Below are 25,654 nucleotides of genomic sequence, written 5' to 3'. Positions count from 1 at the left end.
TTAAGTGTTTTCCATGTAACTGAACTACGCTTTATCAATAATGGTATTCATCGTTGTCCGATCAAGACCTTTAACGAGTTTTATAATCAATTCTTTGGCCGCATCGTAGTCATCCGTATGAATGATGGAAGAAGAGGTATGGATATAACGTGCACAGATCCCAATCACTGTTGAGGGCACACCAATGCCGCTCAGGTGAACTTGGCCTGCATCAGTACCGCCTGGTGAGATGAAATACTGCATTTTGATCTGATTCGATGAAGCCGTATCTTGAACATATTCCACCATTCCGCGATGAGTGAACATACCCGGGTCAAAAATACGAAGTAATGCTCCTTCTCCAATATGTCCAAATGACTGTTTGTCACCTGTCATATCATTCGCCGCGCTACAGTCAAGTGCGAAGAAGATATCAGGCTGAATCAGATTGGCCGCCGTACGTGCACCGCGAAGCCCCAGTTCTTCCTGAACCGTTGCACCAGCATAAAGTGTGTTTGGCAGTTTTTCCTTGTGTAACGCTTCAACCAGTTCAAGTGCAAGACCTACGCCGTAACGATTATCCCACGCTTTGGCCATGATTTTTTTCGGGTTCGCCATCGGCGTGAATTCACAGATTGGCACAATCTGCATCCCTGGATGAATGCCCCAGGATTCTGCTTCGGCACGGTTGTCTGCTCCAATATCGAGATACATGGAATTCAGATCAACAGGTTTGTTCCGCTGGGACTCGTCCAGCAAGTGTGTAGGTGTGGAACCTACAACTCCGGTAATCCGACGATCAGGTGTGATGATTTCCAATCGTTGAGAAAGTACAGCCTGACTCCACCATCCACCCAGTGGACGGAATTTGATCATACCTGTTTCGGTAATGCCCGTAGTCATGAAACCAACTTCGTCAAAGTGTCCGGCAACCATAACTTTAGGACCGGATTCCTCTCCCCGTAAAACACCAAATAGACTCCCTAGGCGATCCTGGACGAACTCATCCGTATAAGCGGAAAGCTGCTCTTTCATCCAGCCGCGAAGCTCACGTTCAAAACCGGATGCGGAGGGAAACTCCGTCAACGTGCGAAACATATCCATCGTTTTTTCATTCATGTGTCAACAACTCCTCTGTTGGTATGTATTTCAGGTCACAGTAGAACGGCTACCCGCCTGTTGTCCTTTTAGATGTAGTTCAAAATCAGACTTTTTTGAACACGCATCTGATTATGCGGAGGACTTGTTATTTAACCACTGGTCACATTACAGTATGAACCTTGCGCAAGTGATTGTCCATGTTTATGTCACGTATTTAAGGCATGTTTTGGGCGCTTGTCTTACCCATGTTTCATGATTTTATCCGCGGTAGCCGCAGACCTGGAGCTACTTCAATGAATATGAATATACAGAGGGGATGTCATCATTTTGTGAAGTTTTTATACTCAATATTTCCTTGTCTCATACAGGAAGGAGCTAACTATCCAATGAAGCCTCCGGAAGAGGGCACGGAAAAAGTACTGTTCATCGTTCTTTTTATCTTGCTCGTGATTGTTCTTCTTTATTTATAGAACGTATCTATGAGCCTTCAAATCCGGCGGATCTCCAACCTGTTTCCACCGTATGATCTTGTTGGAAACATATGCTGTCTGTCGCCGGATACATAACCTTCCGATGATTAACAAACACTGAATATAAGATTATACACATTGGCATTCAGCCGTAGCTTTGAACCATTTTGACATAGAGGAGGTCTTGCATCTTGCCAGCTCAATCTGCATCTGGAAGCGAAAAAAAAACGTCGTCCCTGTCCATGGATGAAAAGGAGTACAAAAAAGTTGCGAAAAAACATGAACCGCCTCGTCCAATCCTGAAGAACTGCCTCAAGGCATTTCTGGTTGGAGGTACCGTCTGTTTGATAGGACAGGCCATTCAAGAGGCTTTCATGGCCGGTTTCGACATGACATCGAAGGAAGCTTCCAATCCTACGGTGGCGGTCATGATTCTCATATCCGTTATTCTGACTTGTCTTGGGATATACGATAAAATGGCTCAATGGGCAGGAGCAGGAACGGCTGTGCCGGTAACCGGATTTGCCAATTCCATGTGCTCTGCTGCACTTGAACATCGTGCTGAAGGGTTGGTACTTGGGGTTGGGGCCAACATGTTCAAACTTGCTGGTTCCGTTATCGTGTTTGGTGTCGTGGCAGCATTTGTTGTAGGCATCGTGTACGCCTTTTTGGGATTTGGAGGTGGACACCTGTGAAGCGATTGGGTCGCCAAACGTGGCAATTTGAGAATCGTCCGCGAATTATCGGCAAGGCGGCAGTAGTAGGACCAGATGAAGGCAAAGGTCCCTTGTCATCAGATTTTGATTACATTTATGACAACCTTGAGATCGGTGAGAAGACGTGGGAGAAGGGAGAACGCAAACTGCTCGAACAGGCTTCCCAACTCGCTTTGATTAATGCAAACATCACCAAGGAAGAGCTACACTTTTTTGTGGGTGGAGATCTGATGAATCAGATTATCAGCAGTTCATTTTCAGCGAGAAAATTGGGTGTGCCTTACCTTGGTGTCTTCGGAGCTTGTTCAACTTCTATGGAAACGTTGGCGCTGGCATCCATGATTGTGGACTCGGGAGCTGGCGATTATGTCCTTGCAGGTACGGTCAGTCACAACTGCACGGTTGAGAAGCAATTTCGTTATCCTACGGAGTATGGCTCTCAGAAGCCGCCTTATGCGCAATATACCGTTACGGGTTCAGGGTGTGGTGTGGTGTCCCGTACGGGTGATGGTCCAGTAGTGACCAAGGCTACCATTGGTAGGATCATGGATTTGGGAATCAAAGATCCCTTCAACATGGGTTCAGCGATGGCACCGGCAGCCGCCGACACCCTGATTTCGCATTTCAGGGATACGGGACTGGAGCCTGGTTATTACGATCTTATTGTGACTGGGGATCTGGCTTCTGTCGGTCTGCCGATTACCAAAGAGCTTTTGCAAAAAGAAGGTCTCCCCATGGAACAGACAGTGTTCAATGATTGCGGATTGATGATCTATGATCGGGAGAAACAGCCTTATGTTGTTGCAGGAGGAAGTGGCTGCGGGTGTTCTGCCACCGTAACCTACGGTCACATTTTGAATCGGATGCAGAAGGGTGAACTTAAGCGGGTGCTGGTTGTTGCTACTGGAGCACTCTTGTCCCCGCTCTCATACCAGCAGGGTGAAAGTATTCCCTGTATCGCACATGCCGTAGCCATAGAAAAGGAGGGATAAATGGAATGCAGTTCTTGTGGGCATTTATCGTTGGCGGTTTGATCTGTGTTGTAGGACAGCTTCTAATGGATGGTGTCAAACTTACACCGGCACATACCATGAGTACACTTGTTGTGGCAGGGGCGGTTGCGGATGCACTCGGTCTTTATGATCCGTTGGTCAAGTTTGCAGGTGCAGGTGCTTCTGTTCCTATAACAAGTTTCGGTAACTCCTTGGTACATGGGGCATTGACTGAACTTGAGAAAGAGGGATGGATCGGGGTAATCACCGGGATATTTGATCTGACAGCGGCGGGAATATCGTCAGCGATCATCTTTTCTTTTTTGGCGGCATTGGTGGTTCGTCCAAAAGGCTAACTTCATATGACAAATTCACTTGAACCTGATTTTGATTCACCAAAGGCTTCGGATTACTTCTATCCGGGCCTTTTTTGTCGTATTCATGCATGAACTGCGGTGAATCTGACGGGTTGGAAACAAATTGTGAGTTCCTTCGAGTGTACTCACGCCCGTGGATCATGTACAATAAAAGGAAATCTGTATGCTTTTTTAGGAGGTTAGACCACATGCCTGTGCGCAAAGAGTCGATCCAAATCATATCCGCAGTTCGTTCGAATCTGGAATCCTGCATTATGGGGAAATCCTTTGAAATTCAACTTTTACTTACAGCTTTGCTTGCAGGCGGGCACGTTCTGATCGAAGACGTACCGGGAACTGGCAAAACGCAGTTGATCAAGGCATTATCGAAATCCATGCGCGGAGAGTACCGACGCATTCAATGTAATCCTGATATTTTACCCAGTGATATTACGGGCGTATCCGTGTTCCATCCGAAGGATGAACGTTTTTATTTCCGTCCAGGTCCCGTGATGACCAACATCCTGCTGGCTGATGAGATTAACCGGGCCACTACGAAAACTCAGTCAGCATTGCTTGAAGTCATGGAGGAACGCAGTGTAACCGTGGATGGCGATACGTATGATCTGCCACATCCGTTCATGCTCTGTGCAACTCAGAATCCGATTGATTTTGAAGGCACATACACGTTGCCGGAAGCACAATTAGACCGGTTTATGTTGAAAATAAGCCTTGGTTATCCGGATAAAGAGATCGAGAAAACTCTGCTGAAAACGCATCAGTCGGGCCAGCCTGTAGATCGTCTCGAATCCGTAACCCATATGGACCAGATCTCGGCAATCCAGCAGGAGATCAAGGAAGTCTTTATCGGTGATCCGGTCATGGACTATCTGCTGGATGTTGTTCGTCAAACCCGCTCCCACCCATCTGTATTGCTGGGTGCCAGCCCACGGGCAGCCATATCCTTCATGATGGCGGTAAAAGCCTTTGCTTTCTTGCAGGAACGTGATTATGTGCTCCCGGATGATGTGAAGACGATGGCCCCTTATGTGATCTCTCATCGTATTGTGCTTCGTCCCGAATCGAGACTGGACAGTATGAGTTCCGAAGCTGTTCTGAATGCCGTGCTGCAGCAAGTACGCGTGCCCGTCTCCATGGGGCAATAGTTCATGAAGCCGCTTTTGAGTACTGTTAATAAAGGGCTGCGCCACCCACGCGTATGGAGCATCGCAATGGTGTGGATGTGCTGTCTGGCTTATGTTTTGTTCCAGGGCGGGAAGACATCCCTAATGTTACTTTCGATGGTGACCCTGCTCTGTGTGTATCTTGCTATCGCTGGATTTAGCGGTGTACGACGTGCTCAGGGAGTGCGTAGGCTATCTTCTGGTCCGGACCATGAAGAACTGCTTCATGCAGGTGATCAGGTTCAAGTACAGTTGAGTCTGACCATTCCGGGATTCCTTCCGCTTCCCTATGTGGTTGTACGTGAAATGCTGCACCGGCATAATGGAGAATCGTGGTCGTTCAAGGAAAGTTTGATTCCCAATATGCGAGGTAATGGGGAGTTGTCTTTCCAGACACCGCCACTTGAGCGGGGGAAGTACGTGTTCTCAGAAACGGAATGTGCCAGTGAGGACATATTCGGACTGATTGAACATCGAGGAAAGTTTAAGGCTAAAGGTGAGTTTCGCGTACTGCCAAGAACGGTATTTATTCCATATTGGCAGCTCTACGACCGCAAATCACGGTTATCTGGTCCTCAGACGGCGTTAACCCGTTCACGGAGAGAGACCACTCAGATCAATGGTGTACGTGACTACGTATACGGAGATCGACTTTCCCGCATTCACTGGAATGCTACGGCAAAGACAGGGAACTGGAAGTCCAAGGAGTTTGAACATGAGTCTGTGCCCAAAACCATCCTGGTTCTGGATGCGCTGGCATCAAGTTATGAACATGGGGATGCTTTTGAAATTGCCGTGTCCACAGCTGCCTCACTGCTGGAGTATGGTGCGAGGGAACGGATGGGAATGGGATTGTTGACATTGTCAGACGAGACCTCTTACATGGCCCCCAGTGAAAGTCAGCTGGAACGACAGAAGATGATGCATCATCTGGTAGACATTCAATACAACGGTCAGGACACTCATCTGTTGCCTGGCGTGGAAAGAATCGCACGTCAATTGCCTCAGGGAGCTTACTTTGTTGTGATTTCTCCCCAGAAGGATGAAAAAATATTGGAACTGTTGCGCTGGGCTGATACGCGGGGCATGACGCCATGTCATGTTCTGATCGATACCAGTGAATCCCGCCGGAGTGCGGAGTGGAATGCCATGTTGCGTGGAAGAGGCACGAGGTCATTCACGGTTTCTCACTTGCAGGAGCTTCCAACGGTGATGGGGGGAGGTTCTGTATGAGTACAAAAGGAAATGAAAGTGTAGCAGGCAAACGATCCTGGTATCATGCAGCGTCATTGCTCTGGATTTTCCTGATTGGCATGCAGTGGATTTCATTTACGCAGGAATCGTGGTACACGGAGACGACTTCTCTGGTGTTATGGACACTTGCAGCGGTCAGTGTGCTGGAGGTCATTCTGCCATTCAAAACGATGTATCGCGCGATGATCAAGGCGGTCGTCGTGGGTTACATTTTGCATAAAACGCTAATCGATTATACGGTCTACATCCCTTATGGCTCTTTAACGGACCGAGCGGAGCAATTCATATTGCATATGACGCCGTACATCTGGTTCTCCCTCTGTGCATGGGTGATGCTTGAAGCCGCACTTCGACTCGTGACCACAACACGTCGCATTCTTGTTTTTCTGGGTGTCAACATCATTTCGATGGGCATTCTCGATTCGTTCACCCAGATTCCACTCTGGATTGAAATCGCCTGGGTCATGTTTGCTGGGATGGGATGGCTCGTATGTCAACATTTCCGTAACTATCAGCTCCAGTATCCACAAGGTTGGAAACGAATCATCCGTTATCCTTATAAAGTCCTGGCCAATATTGCCATTATTTTTTCTTTGATTATTGTAGCCAGCGTCAACATGCCAGAGATTCCGCCCACCTTGACGGACCCGTATACAGCGTGGCGGAACTATACCGGAAGTTCCACAAGCCAGGTTGGTAACGGAAACCTTGATATTCCGGCAGCTACCGAATCGGGATACAGCAGGGAAGACAATCAGCTGGGTGGCGGATTCAACTTCGACTATACCCCTGTCATGTCTGTCACGACCAATGAACGTAGTTACTGGCGCGGTGAGACACGTGCAGAGTATACAGGCACAGGCTGGGATGACCGTGGACGGGGTGCAACAGAGAATGTTCAAGCAGGACAGCCTCTGGAGAACGATCAATCCGGAAATGTGAATACCAAACAAGTGATTCAGAACGTAACGATGCTAAACGATAATGTCTATCCAATTCTCTTTGGTGCTTATTCGATCTCGGAAGTGAGCTCGATTAATGGCGAGGGCAGAACGGAACGGATGTTGTGGAATCCAGAACAGGCTGAACTGCATGTAGTGACAGACCGTCAGCAACCACAGTATCCCAAGACGTACACCATCGTATCTGAAGCCCCTGTGATTGTGGAAGATGAGCTTCGTACAAAGTCTTTTGAAGATCTGTATAACAGTAACCCTGCTGATGATATGTACTTGCAGTTACCATCCCGTTTCCCTGACCGGGTCTCGAATCTGGCAGCCGAGATAACGGCATCTGCGAATACGCCGTATGAAAAAGTGGCATTACTGCAAAACTATTTACAAACTAATTTTGAATACACGAACAATCCGGATTTATCTCGAAAAGTAAGCAGTGACTTTGTGGAAGGTTTCCTGTTTGATATTATGGAAGGCTACTGTGACTACTTCTCCACGGCGCTGGTGATGATGGCGCGCTCGGAGGGCATTCCTGCAAGGTGGGTTAAAGGTTATGCGCCTGGGCAACTGTCCCTCAATTCGGACATGCAGGCTCCGCGTCAACCTGGCGCGGAGATTGAGACGACCTACACCGTTACCAATGCAGATGCACACTCCTGGGCTGAGGTCTACTTCGGTGAGTATGGCTGGATTCCTGTTGAAGCAACACCGGGCTTTGATATGCCACTGCTTACGGAACAGCCTGACGTACAGCCTGTAGATGAGCCTGAAGAACAGCCTGAAGAGGAGCCGGTACAAGAGGAAGAGCAGACCCCTGCACCTGAGCAGAACGCGTCTGCCATCCCGACTTTTGTCATCTGGGCTGCAGGAGCCGTTATCGTATTGTGGGTAGCATACATGTTCTGGCGTAATCGCTTCTCCATGCGATTCTTCCTGCTTCGTTTACGGACAGGTGGACCGCTCACTCCTGAACAGAAGGTGGTGGCGGAGACCGAGCGTTGGATTCATTATGTGAAACGCAAAGGACTGACCCGGAGCGGAGACGAGACTCTTCGTGAATCAGTAGCTCGCTGGAGCCAGGCCAAACCTGCTGCAGAAGCTACATTGTATGAGCTTCTCACGAAGTTTGAACAGACTCGTTACAGTCCGGCGTCCGTAACTGCCGACGACTGGAAGGGTGTCTATCAGACTGCCTTGAAGCTGAGAAAAGAATTGAAAGCGGAACGGGCTTAGTTGTTGCCCGTCCCGTTTTTCCTTTTTTCCTATGCGATCAGGCGCTGTATGCATTTTCAGGAAAGACGGATTTGTGATATAGTGTGTCGTATGAAACTGAGGTGACTTCTTTGTTTAAAATGTTAATGCCCAAGCTGCGTGTAGACACGGTTTTTGACATTAATCTGGAAGAGCTGTACGCTCAAGGCTACCGTGGAATTATAACTGATCTGGATAACACACTCGTTGGAGCCAAAGCCCCTGACGCTACACCCGAACTGATTGAATGGTTTGCGCGTGTGAAAGAGGCCGGTTTCAAGCTGATGATTGTGTCCAATAACAATTTGAATCGTGTATCCCTGTTTGCGACCCCGCTGGATATCCAGTTTGTGCATAGTGCACGCAAACCATCGAATGTACCGTTTCGTAGAGCAATGAAAATGATGGAGTTATCTCCTGAAAACACGATTGTTGTAGGCGATCAGATGCTTACGGACGTCTATGGAGGGAACCGGATGGGGTTATACACCGTTCTGGTACTGCCAATCTCCATTGGTGACGAAGGATTTATGACCCGCTTCAATCGGCGCGTGGAACGGATTGCTCTAACGAGTTTACGCAGGAAAGGCTTATGGCTTGAGGAGGAAAAGAAGAAATGACAGAACCGCATAACGGCAATCTTGCCGTAAGGTGCAGCGGATGCGGCGTGCATCTGCAAACAGAAAATTCGGAATTACCAGGGTTCATCCCCGAGAAAGCACTGGATCGTGAACCGGTTATATGCCAGCGCTGTTTCCGCATCAAAAATTACAATGAGTCATCATCCGTTACAGTGGATCAGGATGAATTCCTGGCGCTGCTTAGCAAAATCGGGGATAAGGATGCACTTGTCATCCATATCGTTGATTTGTTTGACTTTGATGGCAGTATTATCTCTGGTCTGCAACGTTTTGTAGGCAACAATCCGGTGTTGCTTGCTGTGAACAAAACGGACTTGCTTCCAAAAGTAACCAACTGGAACAAGGTTCGCAACTGGGTGCAGAAGCAAGCCAAAGAACAAGGTCTGCGCACCGTGGATGTTGTCTTGTGCAGTGCGAAGCAAAATCAGGGCTTCGACCGACTGCTTGAGCTTGTGGGAACGTATCGCGAAGATCGTGACGTGTACGTGGTTGGCGGTACCAATGTGGGTAAATCCACATTGATTAACCGTCTGATCCGTGATTACAGTGATCTGGAGCAGGAACTGACCACATCCCGTTATCCGGGAACAACGCTGGATATGGTGAACATTCCGCTGGATGATGGGAAATATATTATAGATACGCCCGGAATCGTATATCCATGGCGTTTCAGCGAGATTGTTTCACGTAAAGATCTCGCTGCCATCATGCCGGAAAAACCGCTTAAACCGGCTGTCTATCAGTTGAATTCCGGTCAGACGCTGTTCTTCGGCGGCATGGCTCGATTTGACTTTGTGGAAGGTGATCGCCAGTCGTTCACGTGTTTTATCAGCACTGCGCTTGATATTCACCGGACGAAGCTGGAGCGTGCAGACGACCTGTACCGCGATCACCTGGGAGAATTGTTATCTCCGCCAACCCGTGAGAATGCAGCTGAGATGGCTGAATGGACCCGACATGAATTCCGCATCAAACGCGGCAGTCAATCGGATGTATTCATCTCTGGTCTGGGCTGGATTAAGGTCAATGGTGATATTGGAGCGCTGGTTGCTGTTCATGCTCCAAAAGGCATTCGTGTACAGATCCGTCCATCATTGATCTAACAAATTCTCAGAACCTGTACATCAGATGGATCGGAGGCTTACCTATGTCTGAGCAGAAAAAGTTCAACGCTTCACTTCCCGTGTTGCTTGGTGTCATGGGTGATCCTATTGCTCACTCCAAGTCTCCGGCAATGCATAATGCGGCTCTGCTGGCTGCAGGAGTGAATGGAATATATATGCCACTGCATGTTCTTCCGGATCAACTGGAAGCGGCAGTTCGGGGTATTGTGGCACTGGGCTATCGTGGTGTCAATGTCACGATCCCGCACAAAGAGCAGGTCATGCAGTATCTGGATGTGATTGATGAAAGTGCTCGCCTGATTGGTGCGGTGAATACCATCGTCAATGAGGGTGGAACACTGACAGGGTATAATACCGATGGTATTGGCTATGTCCGATCCCTGAAGGAAGAGGCTGTACCTGAGCTTGCGGGCAAACGTATTGCGGTACTGGGAGCAGGTGGAGCAGCGCGGGGCGTTATATACGCCCTTGCACTGGAAAAGCCTGAGCATATCCACATTCTGAACCGTACAGCGGACAGGGCTATTGCACTTGCTTCGGATTTACGGGGCCATGGTCTGAGAGAAATCTCGGGCAGTGGCATGGAAGAAGTTGCGAATGTACTGGCTACGGCTGATATCGTGATTAACACAACGTCTGCCGGAATGCATCCGCATGTTGATGACGTACCGGTTGACCCTTCATTGATTCGTGAAGGAGCAGCGGTAAGTGATCTGATCTACAATCCGTTGGAGACCCGTCTTCTTCGGGAGTCACGGATGCGTGGATGTACGGTGCACGGTGGTCTGGGTATGTTTGTATACCAGGGCGCAGTGGCCTTTGAACATTGGCTCGGCATTCCGGCTCCTGTGGAGACGATGAGACGAGCGGTGTTAAACAGTTTTGAAGTGTGAAAATGATATTAAGAGTACAGGCAGACGACGAGTGCAGAACCAATCTGAAGAAACGGAGTGGTCAGTGGTCGCTTAAAAGCTTTCTGCAAGAAAGCTGCTTCGGAAGCATAAGCTATAACCGGATTTTCCCTTTGTGAAAAGGGATCAGAAAAATCTGGGGATAACAGCGATCGGAAGATGGTACTGCAATCGGAGTCACCTTGTGTCTCAGTGATCATTTTCACCAGTGAAAAATAATAATTGAATGGTCAGGTCCGGACAGTTTTTGTGCTGTCGATCAGGGCCTGCTCAACATAAGGAGTATGGAGTATTCATGTTAAACGGTAAACAAAAGCGCTTTTTGCGGTCACAGGCACATCATCTGACCCCTGTATTTCAGATTGGTAAAGGTGGAACGAATGAACACCTGTTCCGTCACATCGAAGATGCGATTGAGAAGCGCGAATTGATGAAAGTGCAAGTGCTCAACAACAATGATGAGGACAGAAAAGAGATGGCTGAAGAAGTTGCCCGTGAAACGGGAAGTGAGCTTGTACAAGTCATCGGCAACACAATCATCCTGTACAAAGAATCGCGCGATAACAAACAAATCGAACTACCTAGATAAGGGAGTGTGACGCGGGTGAAGATCGGTATCATGGGTGGTACGTTTGATCCGATCCACATGGGACACCTCCTGGCAGCTGAAGCGGCAAGGGATTCGCATGCACTGGATGAGATCTGGTTCATGCCTTCCCATGTTCCACCTCACAAACGTGGCGCCGGAGCTTCGGGACAGCAACGTCTCGATATGACGGAAGCCGCTGTGAGGGGTGTTGAGCAATATGAGGTGCTGGATATCGAGATGGAACTTGGCGGAGTGTCTTATACAATCGATACGATGAAGGAACTGTGGCGTCGCCATCCTGAACATGAATTCTATTTCATTATCGGGGCGGATATGGTGAACTATCTTCCCAAATGGGAGCAGATTGAAGAACTTGCAGAACGCCTAACCTTTATCGGGGTTGGTCGACCAGGCTTCCAGTTACATCTGGATGATCTTCCAGACGAGTTACAGGATCGGGTCCTACTGGCCGAGATGCCTTTGGTGGATATTTCATCGACAGCCGTACGCAGACGTCTTGCCAAAGGACATTCGGTACGCTTCATGATTCCTGATGAAGTGCACCAATACATTGTAAGGAGCGGTTTATATGGCACTAAGCCGTGATGAACTGATTCAAGCTGTATCCGGACAAATGCCGGAGAAACGCTGGAAGCATACACTGGGTGTAATGGAATCGTCAGTGATGTTGGCTGAAAAATACGGTGCTGATCCTGTGAAAGCGGATCTGGCAGCGATATTGCATGATGTGGCGAAGTATTGGCCCGTAGCGGAGATGGAAGCGGTCATCCGTGATAACGGATTAAACCAGGAACTTCTGCAGCATGACAAACAGCTCTGGCATTCCGAAGTCGGTGCTTTTGTAGCCGAGCGTGATTACGGTGTAGAGGATTCCGAAGTTATTAATGCCATCCGGTGGCATACCTCGGGTCGGGTAGGCATGAGCCTGTTGGACAAAGTGGTATGTCTTGCCGATTATATTGAACCGGGACGAGATTTCCCTGGAGTGGATCACATTCGCGAACAGGCTGAACATAGTCTGGAGGAAGGATTAATTGCCGGATTCGATTCGACGATCAGCTTGCTGATTTCGCAGCGCCGTGTTATTTATCCGTTAACCGTGTTGTCACGCAATGACTTGATTACTCAATTATAGTTGTTCAAAAAGTTCACTTTTGATTATAAAGGATCTTTTTGAACACACAAATATAGATTATGGAGGTTGGTTCATGACAGTATCATCGAAAGAACTTATGAATATGGCGGTTGCTGCCGCTGACGACAAAAAGGCATCCAATATTGTAGCGTTGGATCTGATTAATGTTTCCCTGGTGGCCGATTATTTTGTTATTTGTCACGGGAATTCCGATACACAGGTACAGGCCATTGCCACTGAGATTCGCAAACAGGCTCATGCAGCTGGAGCGACGATCAAAGGTATCGAAGGTATGGATTCCGCACGTTGGGTACTGATGGACATGGGCGATGTAGTTGTTCATATCTTCCACCGCGACGAGCGTGAATACTACAACATTGAACGTTTATGGTCTGATGCCAAAGTGGTGGAAATGGTATGAGTTTGATTGCTGGAACAGTCGTCTCTTTGTCGGTGTCACGTGAAGTGTCTCCGTTTGGTTTCTTTTTGACGACAGGATCGGAAGATGTACTGCTTCACTACACCGAGCTAACACGGGATATTAAGATTGGTGAGACACTTGAGGTCTTTGTATTCTTTGATACGGAAGATCGTCTGGCTGTAACAATGAAGAAGCCTTATCTCATGCTTGGCGAAATGGCACGACTGGTTGTGGCTGATGTTCACCCAAGACTGGGTTGTTTCCTGGAAATGGGACTTGGACGGCAATTGCTGCTTCCTATTCGTGAATTGCCTGAACTGGAAGAACTGCGTCCTCAAGTGGGGGATGAAGTCTTTGTAATCATGGAACATGATAAGCAAGGACGTCTGCGCGCCAAATTGGCCGGGGAACGTGAACTTTCACCATTGGCTTTCCATGCGCCAACTTCATGGTTAAACGAGTGGGTTGAAGCGACGGTATACAAGCCACTGCAGATGGGTACTTTTGTACTTGTAGAGGGCGGTGTACTTGGCTTTGGCGCAATTGGCATGATTCATTCATCTGAACGTAGTCATATGCTGCGTCTTGGTGAGAAAGTGAAGTGTCGAGTGACACTGGTACGTGAAGACGGACGTGTGAATCTGGCCATGACTCAGCTCAAACAAGTTGGACGTAACGAAGATGCAGACAAGCTTCTCGCCTTTATGAAAGAGCGTCCTATGGGCGGCATGCCTTACTCGGATGCAACTCCGCCGGATATCATCAAGCAGCGCTTTGGGATCAGTAAGTCTGCGTTCAAGCGTGCCTTGGGAAAATTGATGAAGGACGGATTGGTGGTCCAAAAGGAAAGCTGGACGTATCTGTCCGAATCTGCTCCTAAGGAACAGAGTGAAAACAATTAATTTTTTTGATTGAATATTTCGTAATATGAAACTCGGAGAAGGCAGGGATAGGCTGGGTAAATACCGGATACCCCTGCTTTTTCTTTTGTTAGCCACGTTTGAAAAATGAAATTGAAAGTGCGGTGCCTGACATGTCTTACCGGAAATTTGCCTATGTCTACGATGAATTAATGGAAGATATGCCTTATCCGGACTGGATAAGGTTTGCAAGAACAGCATGGGAACAGCATGGAATGCCCAAAAGTGTCGCTGAACTTGGCTGTGGAACGGGCTCTATTACAATCCCGCTCGTGAACTCCGGTTTCGAAGTTACAGGCATTGACCTGTCAGCAGATATGCTGTCGGTTGCGCGCAGCAAGATGGAGGCTACGCCTCAGGGTCATCGCTTGTATCGGGAAGGCAGCGTACGTTGGGTGCAGCAAGATATGCGAGACTGGCGAGTTCCGGAACCTGTGGATTCGGTGATATCATTCTGCGATTGCGTCAATTATCTGCTTGAACAAGAAGATGTCGTTCGAACATTCCAGCGGACATATGAGATGCTGAAGCCGGATGGAACGTTTTTGTTTGATGTGCATCATCCCAATACGCTTATCCGTTATGATGAGGAGCAGCCTTTTGTGCTTGATGAGCGCTCCGTATCTTATATTTGGACTTGTGATTTGGACCAGGATCGCTGTGAGATTGAGCATCATCTCAGTATTTTTTCACGTGTGGATGACGGCAGCAAGGATATATATCAGCGGTTTGAAGAAGTTCATGTCCAACGTGCATATAACCCGGACTGGATGAAGCTGGAGTTATCCAAGGCAGGTTTTAGAGATGTGAAGGTATATGCGGATTTTGAATGGAAAGAGGCAGGAGACAGCGCACAGCGCTTGTTCTACGTTGCTGTGAAGTAAGTATAAAAGATAAAAACTGTTCCTTATGTTGTATGGGGGCAGTTTTTTTATTTCTCGTAAAGATGGATTGACATGTTTCTGTGATCGGGCGAAGAAATGCTTGGAAAGACCCAAGAGCGTGACAAAAAGTATTGCCAGCTAAAGTAAAGGAGGCGATAATAGTCGGATAGAAAGCGTTTTCTATGGAAACCAATAGTCGAGGTGAGGTGTGGAAGTGGAAAGTACATATAAAACAAGACTCTCGTCAGAACAAATAAATGCCATAATAGACCAGAATTTCTCTGCGAAAATACAGGACTACAAGGAAATGGTGGATGGCTGGGCCAATCATGCATATCTCATTACATTGAGTGACCAACAGCAAGTGGTACTCAAAATTGCCCCTTCGGCTTCCACCAATCTGATGCGCTGTGAGCAGGATCTGATGATTGCTGAGGTCGAGGCACTGCGTCTCATCGGCGAGTTGAAGGATGTTCCCGTACCCAAAGTTCTGGTTTATGATGATTCGTTAACCATGGCTTCAGCGCGGTATTTTATCATGGAGTACATGTCTGGAACACCCTATAATCAGGTCAAGGATCAGTATTCTGCGGAAGAGCAGGAAGCCGTTGAACAACAACTGGGGCGTTACAATCGTCGAATAAATGAAATCAAGGGCGAGAAGTTCGGATATTTCTCGGAGCAAAAACAGCGTTATTCCACATGGAAAGAAGCCTTTATGAACCTGATGGAAGACGTTCTTGCCGATGGGGAAGAAGCCGGGATTACATTTTCGATGGATCACTCTGAATTGAGACGTTTGATTGAAGAGAAATCGGATGTGTTGGACGATGTAAAAGAACCTGTTCTTGTCAGCTGGGATCTATGGGATGGAAATATTCTAGTAGACAAAGGCCGCATCACAGCAATTATTGATTTTGAACGTTCACTGTGGGCAGACCCTCTGATGGAGCATTATTTCAGTCATTTTAACTATACACCCGGTTTTGTGAAAGGTTATGGGCTTGCGATTACGACTGAAAGTGAGCTAAAAAGAAGAAGTCTGTATGACTTGTACTTTGATCTGGTGCTGCGCATTGAGTGCGCTTATCGGCAATATGACAATCAGGAACATGTGAATTGGACTATTCATAATCTGGAGGAAGGAATTGAGCGATTTCGGTTATCCTGAACAGCACCAGCGTTATGAAGGATACAAACTGTGATCTTCAAGAAGGCAATTATAAGGTGTAATATTGACTTTGGGCTTGCTTTTTTATATAATGGTCCCGATATTGTATACATATTTCGATGATAAGGATTAGTAGTGATTTCTGTACATCACAGAGAGCCGGCGGTTGGTGCAAGCCGGTTGACAGTAAATTGCGAACTCGCCTTGGAGAAATGCGGTGATTACACCATCCTGTCTAATCTGCTAAGTATAAGCTGGAATTCAGGAATGGAAATCCGCATCGGTTAACCGCCGTTACAGGTCCAAAGGGAGTGGATGACGAAGCACGTTCGTCCGCTAACTAGGGTGGTACCACGGGAATTCAACCTCTCGTCCCTAGCGCTGCAAACGCTACGGGATGCTGAGGTTTTTTTGTTGCAATTAAAGCTAAGCGAGTAACCTGAAGGAGGAACAATAGATGAGTGAGAATAACCAGCCGAAGCACGGCTATCAGCCACAAGTCATGGAAAAAAGTTGGCAGCAATACTGGGATGCCAATAAAACGTTTAAAACGGGTGAGGACCCTGCTAAACCGAAATTTTATGCACTGGATATGTTCCCTTATCCATCCGGTTCAGGTCTGCACGTAGGTCACCCTGAAGGATATACGGCAACGGATATCGTTTCCCGTTACAAACGTATGCGCGGTTACAATGTATTACATCCGATGGGTTGGGATGCTTTCGGTCTGCCTGCTGAGCAGCATGCATTGGATACAGGTGAACATCCACGGCATATTACATTCCGCAATATTGACAACTTCCGTCGCCAGATCAAATCACTCGGTTTCTCGTATGACTGGGATCGTGAGATCAGCACAACGGACCCTGAGTATTATAAATGGACACAATGGATCTTTATCCAGTTGTACAATAAGGGCCTCGCTTATGTGGACGAAGTCGCAGTAAACTGGTGCGAAGCACTTGGAACGGTACTGGCTAATGAAGAGGTTATTGATGGCAAGAGTGAACGCGGTGGACATCCGGTTGTACGTAAACCGATGCGTCAATGGGTACTGAAAATTACCGAGTATGCAGAGCGTCTGTTGGAAGACCTGGAAGAGCTGGATTGGTCTGAAAGCATCAAGGATATGCAGCGTAACTGGATCGGTAAATCGACAGGTGCAGAAGTTGTTTTTGCCATTGAAGGTCGCGAGGAAGTTATTAAGGTATTCACTACCCGTGCGGACACATTGTTCGGTGCGAGCTTTGCAGTACTTGCTCCGGAACATGAATTGGTAGAAGCGATTACAACGGATGACCAACGTGAAGCGATTCAGGCTTATCAGGAGCAGGCTTCTCGTAAGAGTGATCTGGAACGTACGGATTTGGCCAAGGACAAAACAGGTGTATTCACTGGTGCATATGCAATCAATCCCGTTAATGGTGCAAAATTGCCGATCTGGATTGCTGATTACGTTCTTGCAGGTTATGGTACAGGTGCGGTTATGGCTGTTCCAGGGCATGATGCGCGTGACTGGGAATTTGCGAAGCAGTTCGGTCTGGATATCATTGAGGTTATTCAAGGTGGAGACGTTACACAAGAGGCATATTCCGGTGATGGCGCACATGTGAATTCCGATTTCCTGAACGGACTGAACAATGAAGAAGCAGTTGCCAAGATGATTGCCTGGTTGGAAGAGAACGGTAAAGGACAAGGGAAAGTAACCTATCGTCTGCGTGATTGGCTGTTCAGCCGTCAGCGCTACTGGGGTGAGCCAATTCCGATTCTGCATCTGGAAGACGGAACGATGAAGACCGTACCGGAGGATCAACTTCCACTGCTGCTGCCTGATATCGATCAGATCAAACCTTCGGGTACTGGAGAATCACCACTGGCGAATGTTACGGAGTGGGTGAATACGGTAGATCCTGAAACGGGAATGAAGGCGCGTCGTGAGACCAACACCATGCCACAATGGGCGGGTAGCTGCTGGTATTACCTGCGCTTTATCGATCCGCACAATGACAAGGAACTGATCTCCAAGGAGAAACAGCAGCAGTGGCTGCCTGTTGATCTGTACATTGGCGGAGCGGAGCACGCGGTGCTTCACTTGCTGTATGCTCGTTTCTGGCATAAAGTGCTGTATGATCTGGGTGTTGTGGATACCAAAGAGCCGTTCCACAAACTGGTGAACCAAGGTATGATCCTAGGCACGAACAATGAGAAAATGAGTAAATCTCGTGGTAATGTCATTAACCCGGATGAAATTGTGAATGAATTCGGTGCGGATACATTGCGTCTGTACGAAATGTTCATGGGACCATTGGAAGCGACAAAACCGTGGAATGCAAACGGGGTTGAAGGCATGCACCGCTTCCTGTCACGTGTATGGCGTCTCTTCATTAACGAAGATACAGGAGCCATCAATGACAAGATTACGGTGGACGGTGGAACGGATGAGTTCAAGCGGACTGCTCACAAAACGATCAAAAAAGTGACGGAAGATCTGGAACATCTGCGCTTTAACACATCTATCAGCCAGCTGATGATCTTCATCAACGATGCATACAAAGCCGATACACTGCCTCGTGAAGCGATGGAGAACTTTGTGCAACTGCTGTCACCACTGGCACCGCATATGGCAGAAGAACTGTGGAGTCGTTTGGGTCATGAAGGTGGAATCTCTTACGTGGCTTGGCCGGAATATGACGAGTCCATGACAGTGGATGCGGAAGTAGAAATCGTCGTTCAGGTAAACGGTAAAATCGTAACTCGTGCGACGATCGCGAAGGATCTGGATGCGCAGGGGATGCAGGACTTCACGATGGAGCTGGCACCTGTTAAGCAGGCGCTGGAAGGCAAGACCATTCGCAAGGTCATTGCCGTTCCAGGCAAACTCGTTAATATTGTTGCCGGTTAATCTCACCGGCTCGGAATAGTTCATCCAGCTTTAACAAATCTTCATCATATTTGTCATGTGTCGTGCGGATCAGGCTGTCGAAAACACCGTCGAGACTAACCTTCAGCAGTGCAAGTGCCTGAGCGGTAATACCGCCAGGTACAGCGACACGAGCTTGAAGCTCTTGCGGCGTGTATCCTCCTTCGGTAAGCAGCTTGCCTGTTCCCAGAAGCATTTCGCCAGCCAGAGCGCAGGCATCTGCTCTTTTGATGCCTGTCAGCTTCACGGCACTTTCGATCCATTGTTCCAAAAAGAACGATATGAATGCAGGTCCGCAACTGGAGAAGTCGGATGTGATTCGTGTACAGGCTTCGTCCACTTGGTACGGCCTGCCTATATGACTAAGCAGACTTTCCAACACAGCGCGGTCTTCATTAGTCATTCGTTCGCCGTGTATACACAGGGACGCGCCGCTGCCAACCTGGTGTGTGACGCTGGGAATAACCTTGGAGACTTTGCAAGGAAGTGAAGATTCCAGATGGCGCAGCTGCACGGGACTGGTGATCGAGACAATGATATGATTGGGATTCACGACAGGCAGGATGTCGTCAATGACATGTTTGAATTCAAGCGGCTTCACGCACAGGAAGATGATATTACTTCGGATCACCGTTTCCCGATTGCTCTGGGATTCATGCAGACCGGGGTAACGGAGGGATAACTGTCGTACTTTGGATGGGGTTCGATTGCTGGCCGCGATCTGCCGGGGCTCAAGTGCACCGGATTGAATTAGGGCATAGATCAGCAGGCTGCCCATGCTGCCGGTTCCGATAAATCCAACCTTCATTGTTCAGGCCTCCTTTCATGCTTTACGGTACTGGCGCAGTTCATTCCCTCTATTCTATGCGTGAGGACCTGTTTCACATGACATGAAAAATGCATAACTTGTTTCATCAGGGATGTTCAACGGTTCGGAAGCACCGCCCGTGTTCGAAATGAATGATTTTGAATTCAGGGAGAGGTGTGGAAGAAATGAGATGGAACAAAGGAATGACCATTGCTGCTGCGGTGGTTGGAAGTATACTCATATTATGGTCGGGCAAAAGTGAACAACCACCTAGTGGCTGGGAACCCTTGCAGCTCGGCACCGAGAAGCCGACGTTAGAGCAGGAACTTCCTGCTGTACAGTCGGCTACTTCGGTTCAGGGCAAACCAGGGGCATCTTCAGGAACGGATGCAAATGGGATGCATACTGGGAATGATGCAAAGGTAGGAGAGTCTAAAGAAAGCTTGATTGGTGCAGTTGAAGTTGATCCAGTAGCCCAAACTCCAACTCAGACGAACGATATTTCATTGGTTACTGCTGCTTCGACTGAACCGGTAGTGCAAGATACGAAATCCAATCCTTCGGTTACCTCCGAGACGGCATCAAGTAGTAATTCATCTATCGTTCGTGAGGAAGCAAGCGATAATGGCAAGATTGATGTGAATAGTGCACCTGTCTCCAAGCTTACAGAGCTCCCCGGAATCGGAGAGAAGAAAGCTCAGGCCATTGTGGACTATCGAAATGCACATGGCCCTTTCACAAAAGTTAGTGATCTGACAAAGGTCAAAGGAATCGGCATGAAGATGCTGGAGAAGATGGCACCATATGTGCAGATACGGTAATATTAGAATAAAAAATGTGTTGAGCGGGAGGAAAGCAGCATGAGTACAGTAGAGGTACGCAAGGACTGGGATACGTATTTTATGGACATCGCGTATATGGTTTCCACCCGTTCCCGCTGTTCGCGTCGTCATGTAGGTGCCGTGCTAGTTCAGGGAAAGAAACTGCTGGGAACAGCCTATAATGGTGCACCCACTGGTGTTCCGGACTGTTCTGAAGCGGGTTGCATGATATCGGAAGAATATGAGTTGGTTGTGACTGATGGTCAGGAAGAAATGGTGAAAAAGCAACGCTGCATTCGCACAATCCATGCGGAGCAAAATTTGCTTTTATTCACAGATCGAATCGACCGCGAAGGCTCGTCTGTGTATGTGACCGACGAACCTTGCTGGACATGTGCCAATATGCTTGCGAACAGTGGTATTACAGAAATCGTGTTTCATCGCTCTTATCCTAAAGATACGCGTAAGGTTACGAATATGATGGAACAGAAGGGCATAACGTTCCGCAGGCTGGAGAATTACCAGCCCCCGCGGGAAACGATGATGACTGTGAGCAATTAATGTGAATATGGTCGAATATGCGAGGGAGAACCTCCGGCAAGCCTGAATTGGCTTTTCGGGGGTTTTTCTGCGTTCAACGCGTGACGTGAAGGAGGGAGACGCATGAAAGGCAGACCTTTGCTGACTTTTACGATGTGCTGGTTATGCGGTAGCGGGATGGCATGTGTGTTAACCGGTTGGACGTTAATCTGGGGAATGATTGGAGCGCTGGCGTGTCTGCCACTTCTGCTTCGTTTCATAGATGTACGTGGATGGTCCATTTTCTTTTTACTCGTTGCCCTTATTGGAGGTGCTACACATTGGGAATGGAATGACGCACGCAATCACAGTAGCCTGTCCGAGACTACTCATATCGCTACTAAAGAGCTTGACGGTTCGGTAGCCGAAATTCAGGGTGAGCTTGTGTCGGATGTACGTATTGATGGAGATCGGGCTGACTTTAAGATACAGATGTCTTCAATAATGCCCTTATCGGATTCATCAACAGATACAAGTCTGGCAACATCATCTGCATTCAAAATAGATGAACAATTGATGGTACAAGTCAGACTGTTGGAGGAAGAAGAACAACAAGTAGCAGCGGGCTGGAAGCGGGGTGATTTAATCACACTTGATGGTTCATTTGCCCTTCCGGGCGAAGCGAGGAACTTTGGTGGGTTTGATTATCGCAGTTATTTGCGAACCCTCCATATCCATTGGTTGTTCAAAGTGAAGGGAGTCGGCTCGGTCACAGCTACGCCTCCTGAGGGCATTGGACAATTTAACGTACTACGGTGGACGGATTGGACGAGGCATAGGTTGGGTTCGGCGATAGAGCAGTTATTTCCTGAGCCCCATGCAGGCTATATGAAGGGCTTGATCATCGGGATGGCTAATGATATTGATCCAGGAACTTATGGTCAGTTTTCACAACTGGGTCTAACGCATATCCTGGCGATCTCCGGAACTCATGTCGCTGTATATGTAGCTTCTCTTCTCCTTATTCTATCCTGGTTAAAGCTTACCAGAGAGACGGCACTCACGATTGTTCTGATCCTGGTGCCAGCTTATGTACTGTTATCCGGTGGTTCACCTTCAGTCATTCGGGCAGGGATTATGTCCATGATTGGTTTGTATATGGCACGCCGTGGTCTCGCCAGAGACGGTCTCCAGATGATTAGTGCAGCAGCTTTGCTGATGATGTGGTGGGACCCGTACTTTTTGCTAAGTGTGAGCTTCCAGTTATCCTTTCTCGTAACCGCAGGTTTGATGATCTACATGCCGTTGATTAGCCGACTGTTCGGCAGTTGGCCGAAATCTCTTGCTGCAACAGCATCGGTTACGGTGACCGCTCAGCTGATTTCTTTTCCAGTAACCATCTTGTATTTCAACCAATTCTCATTGCTCTCATTTGTGGCCAACTTTCTACTGGTTTCTCTGATTAGCGCCATTATATTACCTCTGGGGACGGTCGCCATGCTATTGTCATTCATATGGGTTCCCTTGGCGAGACCTCTCGCATGGATTGCGATTCAACTGAATCAGCTGACATTTGTAAGCGTAGAGTGGATGAACAGCCTGCCAGGTTTTGTGTTGATCTGGGCAACACCTTCCCTGTTGTGGATAGCCGCATATTATACCGTGTTGTATGCCTTACTCTACTTGTTGCATCGTGGCAATGGTGAACAGCGGGAAACGGCGTTTATTGAGGAGGATACAGCTCCTCTTGTGAGGCGACAACATATAGTTTCCATGGGGAATAGGGGCATTCGCTCTTCGATGTCTAACGTGGCACAGGATCAGGATCAAGGTAAGAAACGTATAGATGGAAAAGAAACTTCGTTAACCATATTAGGAGCCAGTATTGCCTGGCCGGAGTATACAAGTGCATTTACCGCACGAGGTGCAGGTTATTATGCACATGAACGAATGAGTAAAGCTCAGCAATGGTTGTGCGGTTTGCTCGCGCTCAGCTTTGTTGCTGGCTTGTGGTGGGCATATCAGACTCCCAAGCCTGCTGGAACCGGCATTGTGCAGTTTTTGGATATTGGACAAGGGGACGGTACGTTGATCACAACCCCGGAAGGCAAACACATTTTGGTGGATGGCGGGGGAACAGTTAACTTTGGGAACACCGAGCAATCGTGGAAAACAAGACGTGATCCGTATGAGGTCGGAGCCAAGGTGGTTGTTCCTTTATTGAAAAAGAGAGGCATCCACCAACTGGACGCTGTCATTGTAACACATGCCGATCAGGATCATGCCGGAGGGCTACAGGCTGTGCTGGAACAGATTCCGGTTAAACGGTTCATGTTTAATGGAACGACCAGCGGTAAGGAGAACTTTGATAAGTTACTGAATACAGCCATGGAACGAAAAATTCCTCTTTACGCTATTCAGCAGGGTATGACTTATAAGGCTGATAAAGAGACAAGTTTACGTTTTATAGCTCCAGATCTGGCGCATATGGATGTAAATGCATTAGGCAATTTGCCTGTGTCGGAACACCAGAATCATGATTCGGTTGTCTTTTTGCTGGACATGGCTGGCACTTCCATGCTGTTCACCGGGGACATGGATGCAGCAGCCGAGCAGGACCTGCTCTATATGATTCAGGACGGCTCATTGGCTGCCCAGTTTGAACAGAAAGGTGCAGATATTGGAGTTACAAAGGGAGTTGTACAAAGGGGACTTACAGGCCTGTTGCCGGAAAATTCAAATATTGCTCCACCAGCATCTGTCTCCATTGACGTGTTAAAGGTCGCTCATCATGGGAGTAAAACGTCGTCAACCGAAGCCTGGCTTCAATACTGGAACGCCAAAACCGCCGTGATTTCTGCTGGTGTTAACAATACATATGGGCATCCCAATCCGGGAGTGATGGAACGTCTGGAAGCTACCGTGTCAGAGATTTATCGGACCGATCAGATGGGTGAGGTACAGATGAAAGTGAAAGATGGAAAGATTGATATCCGGTACAAGTTGGTTGCAGATGAGTGATGGATTTTACATGAGCTGTATAAACGGGCAGGGTAGCGTAGCCGTGAAAAAAGTAGCTTTATGGGAGAAGGAGTAGCGGTATATTTCTGGAATATATTATTGTTGGGAATGACTGAGATGGGATGTGTATAATTTGGACAAGCATTACGAAAACCTTCTTTTAGCTTTTGAAGAAGCAGAAAAGGCTAGAGATGAGGGTACTTTTCCTATCGGTGCAATTATTATTGATGCAGATGGTTTAGTTGTAAGCCGAGGTAGGAACAGAGTTTTTTCAAGCTGTGATTCTACAGCACACGCCGAAGTGGACGCTATAAGAAAAGCTGGAAATATGATACTTCATCTTGAGAGCAAGAAATTTATTCCTAAAAATGAACTTACCCTATATACTACCTGTGAGCCTTGTCCCATGTGCACAGGTACGATCGTGTTGTCTTTGATTAAAAAAGTGGTTTGGGCTGCAAATGATAAGGATATAGGTGCATTTAAAAAATTCAAGGAATTAAATAGCGAATTGCCTATATATAATGATTTGTTCCACGACATCGAGTTTGTAGCAGCCCCTTACAGAGATTTAGAATTGAGACAAAGAAAAATGTTAGCAGAATGGAACAACAGCCGTGGGTATACCGATAATCATTGGAATGATGAATTAGAAAATGAAAATGTTCTATAATAAATGAAACTTTGAGCCTGATATATTAAGCTAAGAAGGAACGTTAGTTGAAACATTAAGAACAGTCTGTAGTTTTCTAGACTGTTCTTAATGTTTCGTTGAGTTATCCATTGGTTTGTGATGATACTGAAGTGACATCACTATTGGAAGCCTAAGTTTACTAAATGGAAACCTTATGGGTTAAGTCGTACTATCGGTGTGAAGATAAGTGAAAAAAGCTCCGATTTAATACCAACTGTAAGGCAAAAAAGATAAGAGAACTTATAATAATGTGGATAGTCTGACCAGAAAAAGTAATGAAGTTAAGTGTAAATATCGAGTAGATAATTCCACCTATGAAGCCTAATAGACCATATGCCGCAATAGCAACAAGCAATCTCATATACGTATTATCTTTTCTTCTGTATAAAAGTAATCCATCCACCAATATGGAAAGTGGCATAATTAAGAAAAGTAAAATAGCGAGGTTAATCAATAATCCAACCGCAAATGTATATCCGAATGAATAATAGTGGGCATTCTCTATTCTTTCATCCAAGGGAACGTAGTGATATAACCCCATTACAAGTGAAATTACAATTGCAGTTAATATAGCTGCAAGTATTTTTCCGCGCGGCCTATGGATTCTATGAGTTTTTGTCATTTCAAATATTGACCTCCATCTTAAAAAACTATATTCAACAACGAGTAGACTTGAGATTTACTATATTTTAACATATACAGGCTGAGAAAGAAGACGTCCATGCGCTATTAATTCATCACTTCATTTGATCGCGAGTTATAGCACAGCACACAAAAAAAGCCCGCTTTCCGTTA

The 25,654-nt window shown here is 47.3% G+C and carries 23 protein-coding genes and 1 other annotated feature; of the genes, 21 read left to right on the top strand and 2 right to left on the bottom strand.

Annotated elements, in window-relative coordinates; all coding sequences use genetic code 11:
- Positions 1–24: 24 nt before the first annotated feature.
- Positions 25–1,098: a M42 family metallopeptidase gene (locus MKY85_RS21555; RefSeq protein WP_342570708.1), complete on the bottom strand. Its 1,074-nt coding sequence runs from the start codon at positions 1,096–1,098 to the stop codon at positions 25–27.
- Between the two features lie 694 nt (positions 1,099–1,792).
- Here MKY85_RS21555 and spoVAC point away from each other — a divergent pair.
- From spoVAC to leuS, 17 genes are all read left to right on the top strand, one after another.
- On the top strand, positions 1,793–2,245 hold the full coding sequence (spoVAC, locus tag MKY85_RS21550) for a stage V sporulation protein AC (RefSeq protein ID WP_342573452.1): 453 nt from the start codon (positions 1,793–1,795) through the stop codon (positions 2,243–2,245).
- Positions 2,242–3,258 (top strand): stage V sporulation protein AD, encoded by a 1,017-nt coding sequence (gene spoVAD / locus MKY85_RS21545; RefSeq protein ID WP_342570707.1) that lies wholly within the window; start codon positions 2,242–2,244, stop codon positions 3,256–3,258. The genes spoVAC and spoVAD overlap by 4 nt, the downstream gene beginning before the upstream one ends.
- 5 nt (positions 3,259–3,263) lie before the next feature.
- On the top strand, positions 3,264–3,614 hold the full coding sequence (gene spoVAE / locus MKY85_RS21540) for a stage V sporulation protein AE (protein ID WP_091028336.1): 351 nt from the start codon (positions 3,264–3,266) through the stop codon (positions 3,612–3,614).
- Positions 3,615–3,823: 209 nt separating this feature from the next.
- Positions 3,824–4,780 carry a MoxR family ATPase gene (locus MKY85_RS21535; protein WP_253439472.1) on the top strand — a complete coding sequence of 319 codons (957 nt, stop codon included), beginning with the start codon at positions 3,824–3,826 and terminating at the stop codon, positions 4,778–4,780.
- Positions 4,781–4,783: 3 nt separating this feature from the next.
- Positions 4,784–6,031, top strand: coding sequence for a DUF58 domain-containing protein (locus MKY85_RS21530; RefSeq protein WP_342570706.1), 1,248 nt, complete (start codon positions 4,784–4,786; stop codon positions 6,029–6,031).
- Positions 6,028–8,241: a transglutaminase domain-containing protein gene (locus MKY85_RS21525; protein WP_342570705.1), complete on the top strand. Its 2,214-nt coding sequence runs from the start codon at positions 6,028–6,030 to the stop codon at positions 8,239–8,241. The genes MKY85_RS21530 and MKY85_RS21525 overlap by 4 nt, the downstream gene beginning before the upstream one ends.
- 110 nt (positions 8,242–8,351) lie before the next feature.
- A complete protein-coding gene (locus MKY85_RS21520) occupies positions 8,352–8,879 on the top strand; it encodes a YqeG family HAD IIIA-type phosphatase (protein ID WP_036615148.1) in 528 nt (175 codons plus the stop codon).
- A complete protein-coding gene (gene yqeH / locus MKY85_RS21515) occupies positions 8,876–10,003 on the top strand; it encodes a ribosome biogenesis GTPase YqeH (RefSeq protein ID WP_249912122.1) in 1,128 nt (375 codons plus the stop codon). Before MKY85_RS21520 ends, yqeH begins: the two co-directional genes overlap by 4 nt.
- Positions 10,004–10,047: 44 nt before the next feature.
- Complete coding sequence (aroE, locus tag MKY85_RS21510) at positions 10,048–10,917, top strand: shikimate dehydrogenase (protein WP_342570704.1); 870 nt, start codon at positions 10,048–10,050, stop codon at positions 10,915–10,917.
- Between the two features lie 313 nt (positions 10,918–11,230).
- Positions 11,231–11,524, top strand: a complete 294-nt coding sequence (yhbY, locus tag MKY85_RS21505; protein ID WP_063567269.1) for a ribosome assembly RNA-binding protein YhbY — start codon at positions 11,231–11,233, stop codon at positions 11,522–11,524.
- A gap of 15 nt (positions 11,525–11,539) precedes the next feature.
- Positions 11,540–12,130 carry a nicotinate-nucleotide adenylyltransferase gene (locus tag MKY85_RS21500; RefSeq protein WP_339256515.1) on the top strand — a complete coding sequence of 197 codons (591 nt, stop codon included), beginning with the start codon at positions 11,540–11,542 and terminating at the stop codon, positions 12,128–12,130.
- Positions 12,114–12,680 (top strand): bis(5'-nucleosyl)-tetraphosphatase (symmetrical) YqeK, encoded by a 567-nt coding sequence (gene yqeK, locus MKY85_RS21495; protein ID WP_339236117.1) that lies wholly within the window; start codon positions 12,114–12,116, stop codon positions 12,678–12,680. Before MKY85_RS21500 ends, yqeK begins: the two co-directional genes overlap by 17 nt.
- A gap of 73 nt (positions 12,681–12,753) precedes the next feature.
- Positions 12,754–13,101, top strand: coding sequence for a ribosome silencing factor (rsfS, locus tag MKY85_RS21490; RefSeq protein WP_253439462.1), 348 nt, complete (start codon positions 12,754–12,756; stop codon positions 13,099–13,101).
- Positions 13,098–14,003, top strand: coding sequence for a S1-like domain-containing RNA-binding protein (locus MKY85_RS21485; RefSeq protein WP_342570703.1), 906 nt, complete (start codon positions 13,098–13,100; stop codon positions 14,001–14,003). Before rsfS ends, MKY85_RS21485 begins: the two co-directional genes overlap by 4 nt.
- A 131-nt stretch (positions 14,004–14,134) precedes the next feature.
- On the top strand, positions 14,135–14,905 hold the full coding sequence (locus tag MKY85_RS21480) for a class I SAM-dependent methyltransferase (RefSeq protein ID WP_342570702.1): 771 nt from the start codon (positions 14,135–14,137) through the stop codon (positions 14,903–14,905).
- 214 nt (positions 14,906–15,119) lie between these two features.
- Complete coding sequence (locus tag MKY85_RS21475; RefSeq protein WP_342570701.1) at positions 15,120–16,076, top strand: aminoglycoside phosphotransferase family protein; 957 nt, start codon at positions 15,120–15,122, stop codon at positions 16,074–16,076.
- A 110-nt stretch (positions 16,077–16,186) separates the two neighbouring features.
- Positions 16,187–16,456, top strand: a binding site (T-box leader).
- Positions 16,457–16,533: 77 nt separating this feature from the next.
- A complete protein-coding gene (gene leuS, locus MKY85_RS21470; RefSeq protein WP_339236105.1) occupies positions 16,534–18,978 on the top strand; it encodes a leucine--tRNA ligase in 2,445 nt (814 codons plus the stop codon).
- Here leuS and comER read toward each other — a convergent pair.
- On the bottom strand, positions 18,959–19,804 hold the full coding sequence (gene comER / locus MKY85_RS21465; RefSeq protein ID WP_339236103.1) for a late competence protein ComER: 846 nt from the start codon (positions 19,802–19,804) through the stop codon (positions 18,959–18,961). The genes leuS and comER overlap by 20 nt on opposite strands.
- A 185-nt stretch (positions 19,805–19,989) precedes the next feature.
- On the opposite strand from comER, the gene MKY85_RS21460 reads away from it, so the two are divergent.
- From MKY85_RS21460 to MKY85_RS21445, 4 genes are all read left to right on the top strand, one after another.
- Positions 19,990–20,625 carry a helix-hairpin-helix domain-containing protein gene (locus tag MKY85_RS21460; protein ID WP_342570700.1) on the top strand — a complete coding sequence of 212 codons (636 nt, stop codon included), beginning with the start codon at positions 19,990–19,992 and terminating at the stop codon, positions 20,623–20,625.
- A 39-nt stretch (positions 20,626–20,664) separates the two neighbouring features.
- Positions 20,665–21,186 (top strand): deaminase, encoded by a 522-nt coding sequence (locus MKY85_RS21455; protein ID WP_339236098.1) that lies wholly within the window; start codon positions 20,665–20,667, stop codon positions 21,184–21,186.
- Positions 21,187–21,288: 102 nt separating this feature from the next.
- Positions 21,289–24,165, top strand: a complete 2,877-nt coding sequence (locus MKY85_RS21450; RefSeq protein WP_342570699.1) for a ComEC/Rec2 family competence protein — start codon at positions 21,289–21,291, stop codon at positions 24,163–24,165.
- A 133-nt stretch (positions 24,166–24,298) separates the two neighbouring features.
- Entirely contained in the window at positions 24,299–24,838 is a 540-nt protein-coding gene (locus MKY85_RS21445) for a nucleoside deaminase (RefSeq protein WP_339236093.1), read from the top strand.
- The last annotated feature ends 816 nt before the right edge of the window (positions 24,839–25,654 follow it).

Source organism: Paenibacillus sp. FSL R5-0749 (assembly GCF_038595085.1).
In the GTDB taxonomy this organism is placed as follows: Bacteria; Bacillota; Bacilli; order Paenibacillales; family Paenibacillaceae; genus Paenibacillus.
Note: the sequence above shows the minus strand (reverse complement) of the source record. Positions and strands in the feature narration are given on the sequence as shown.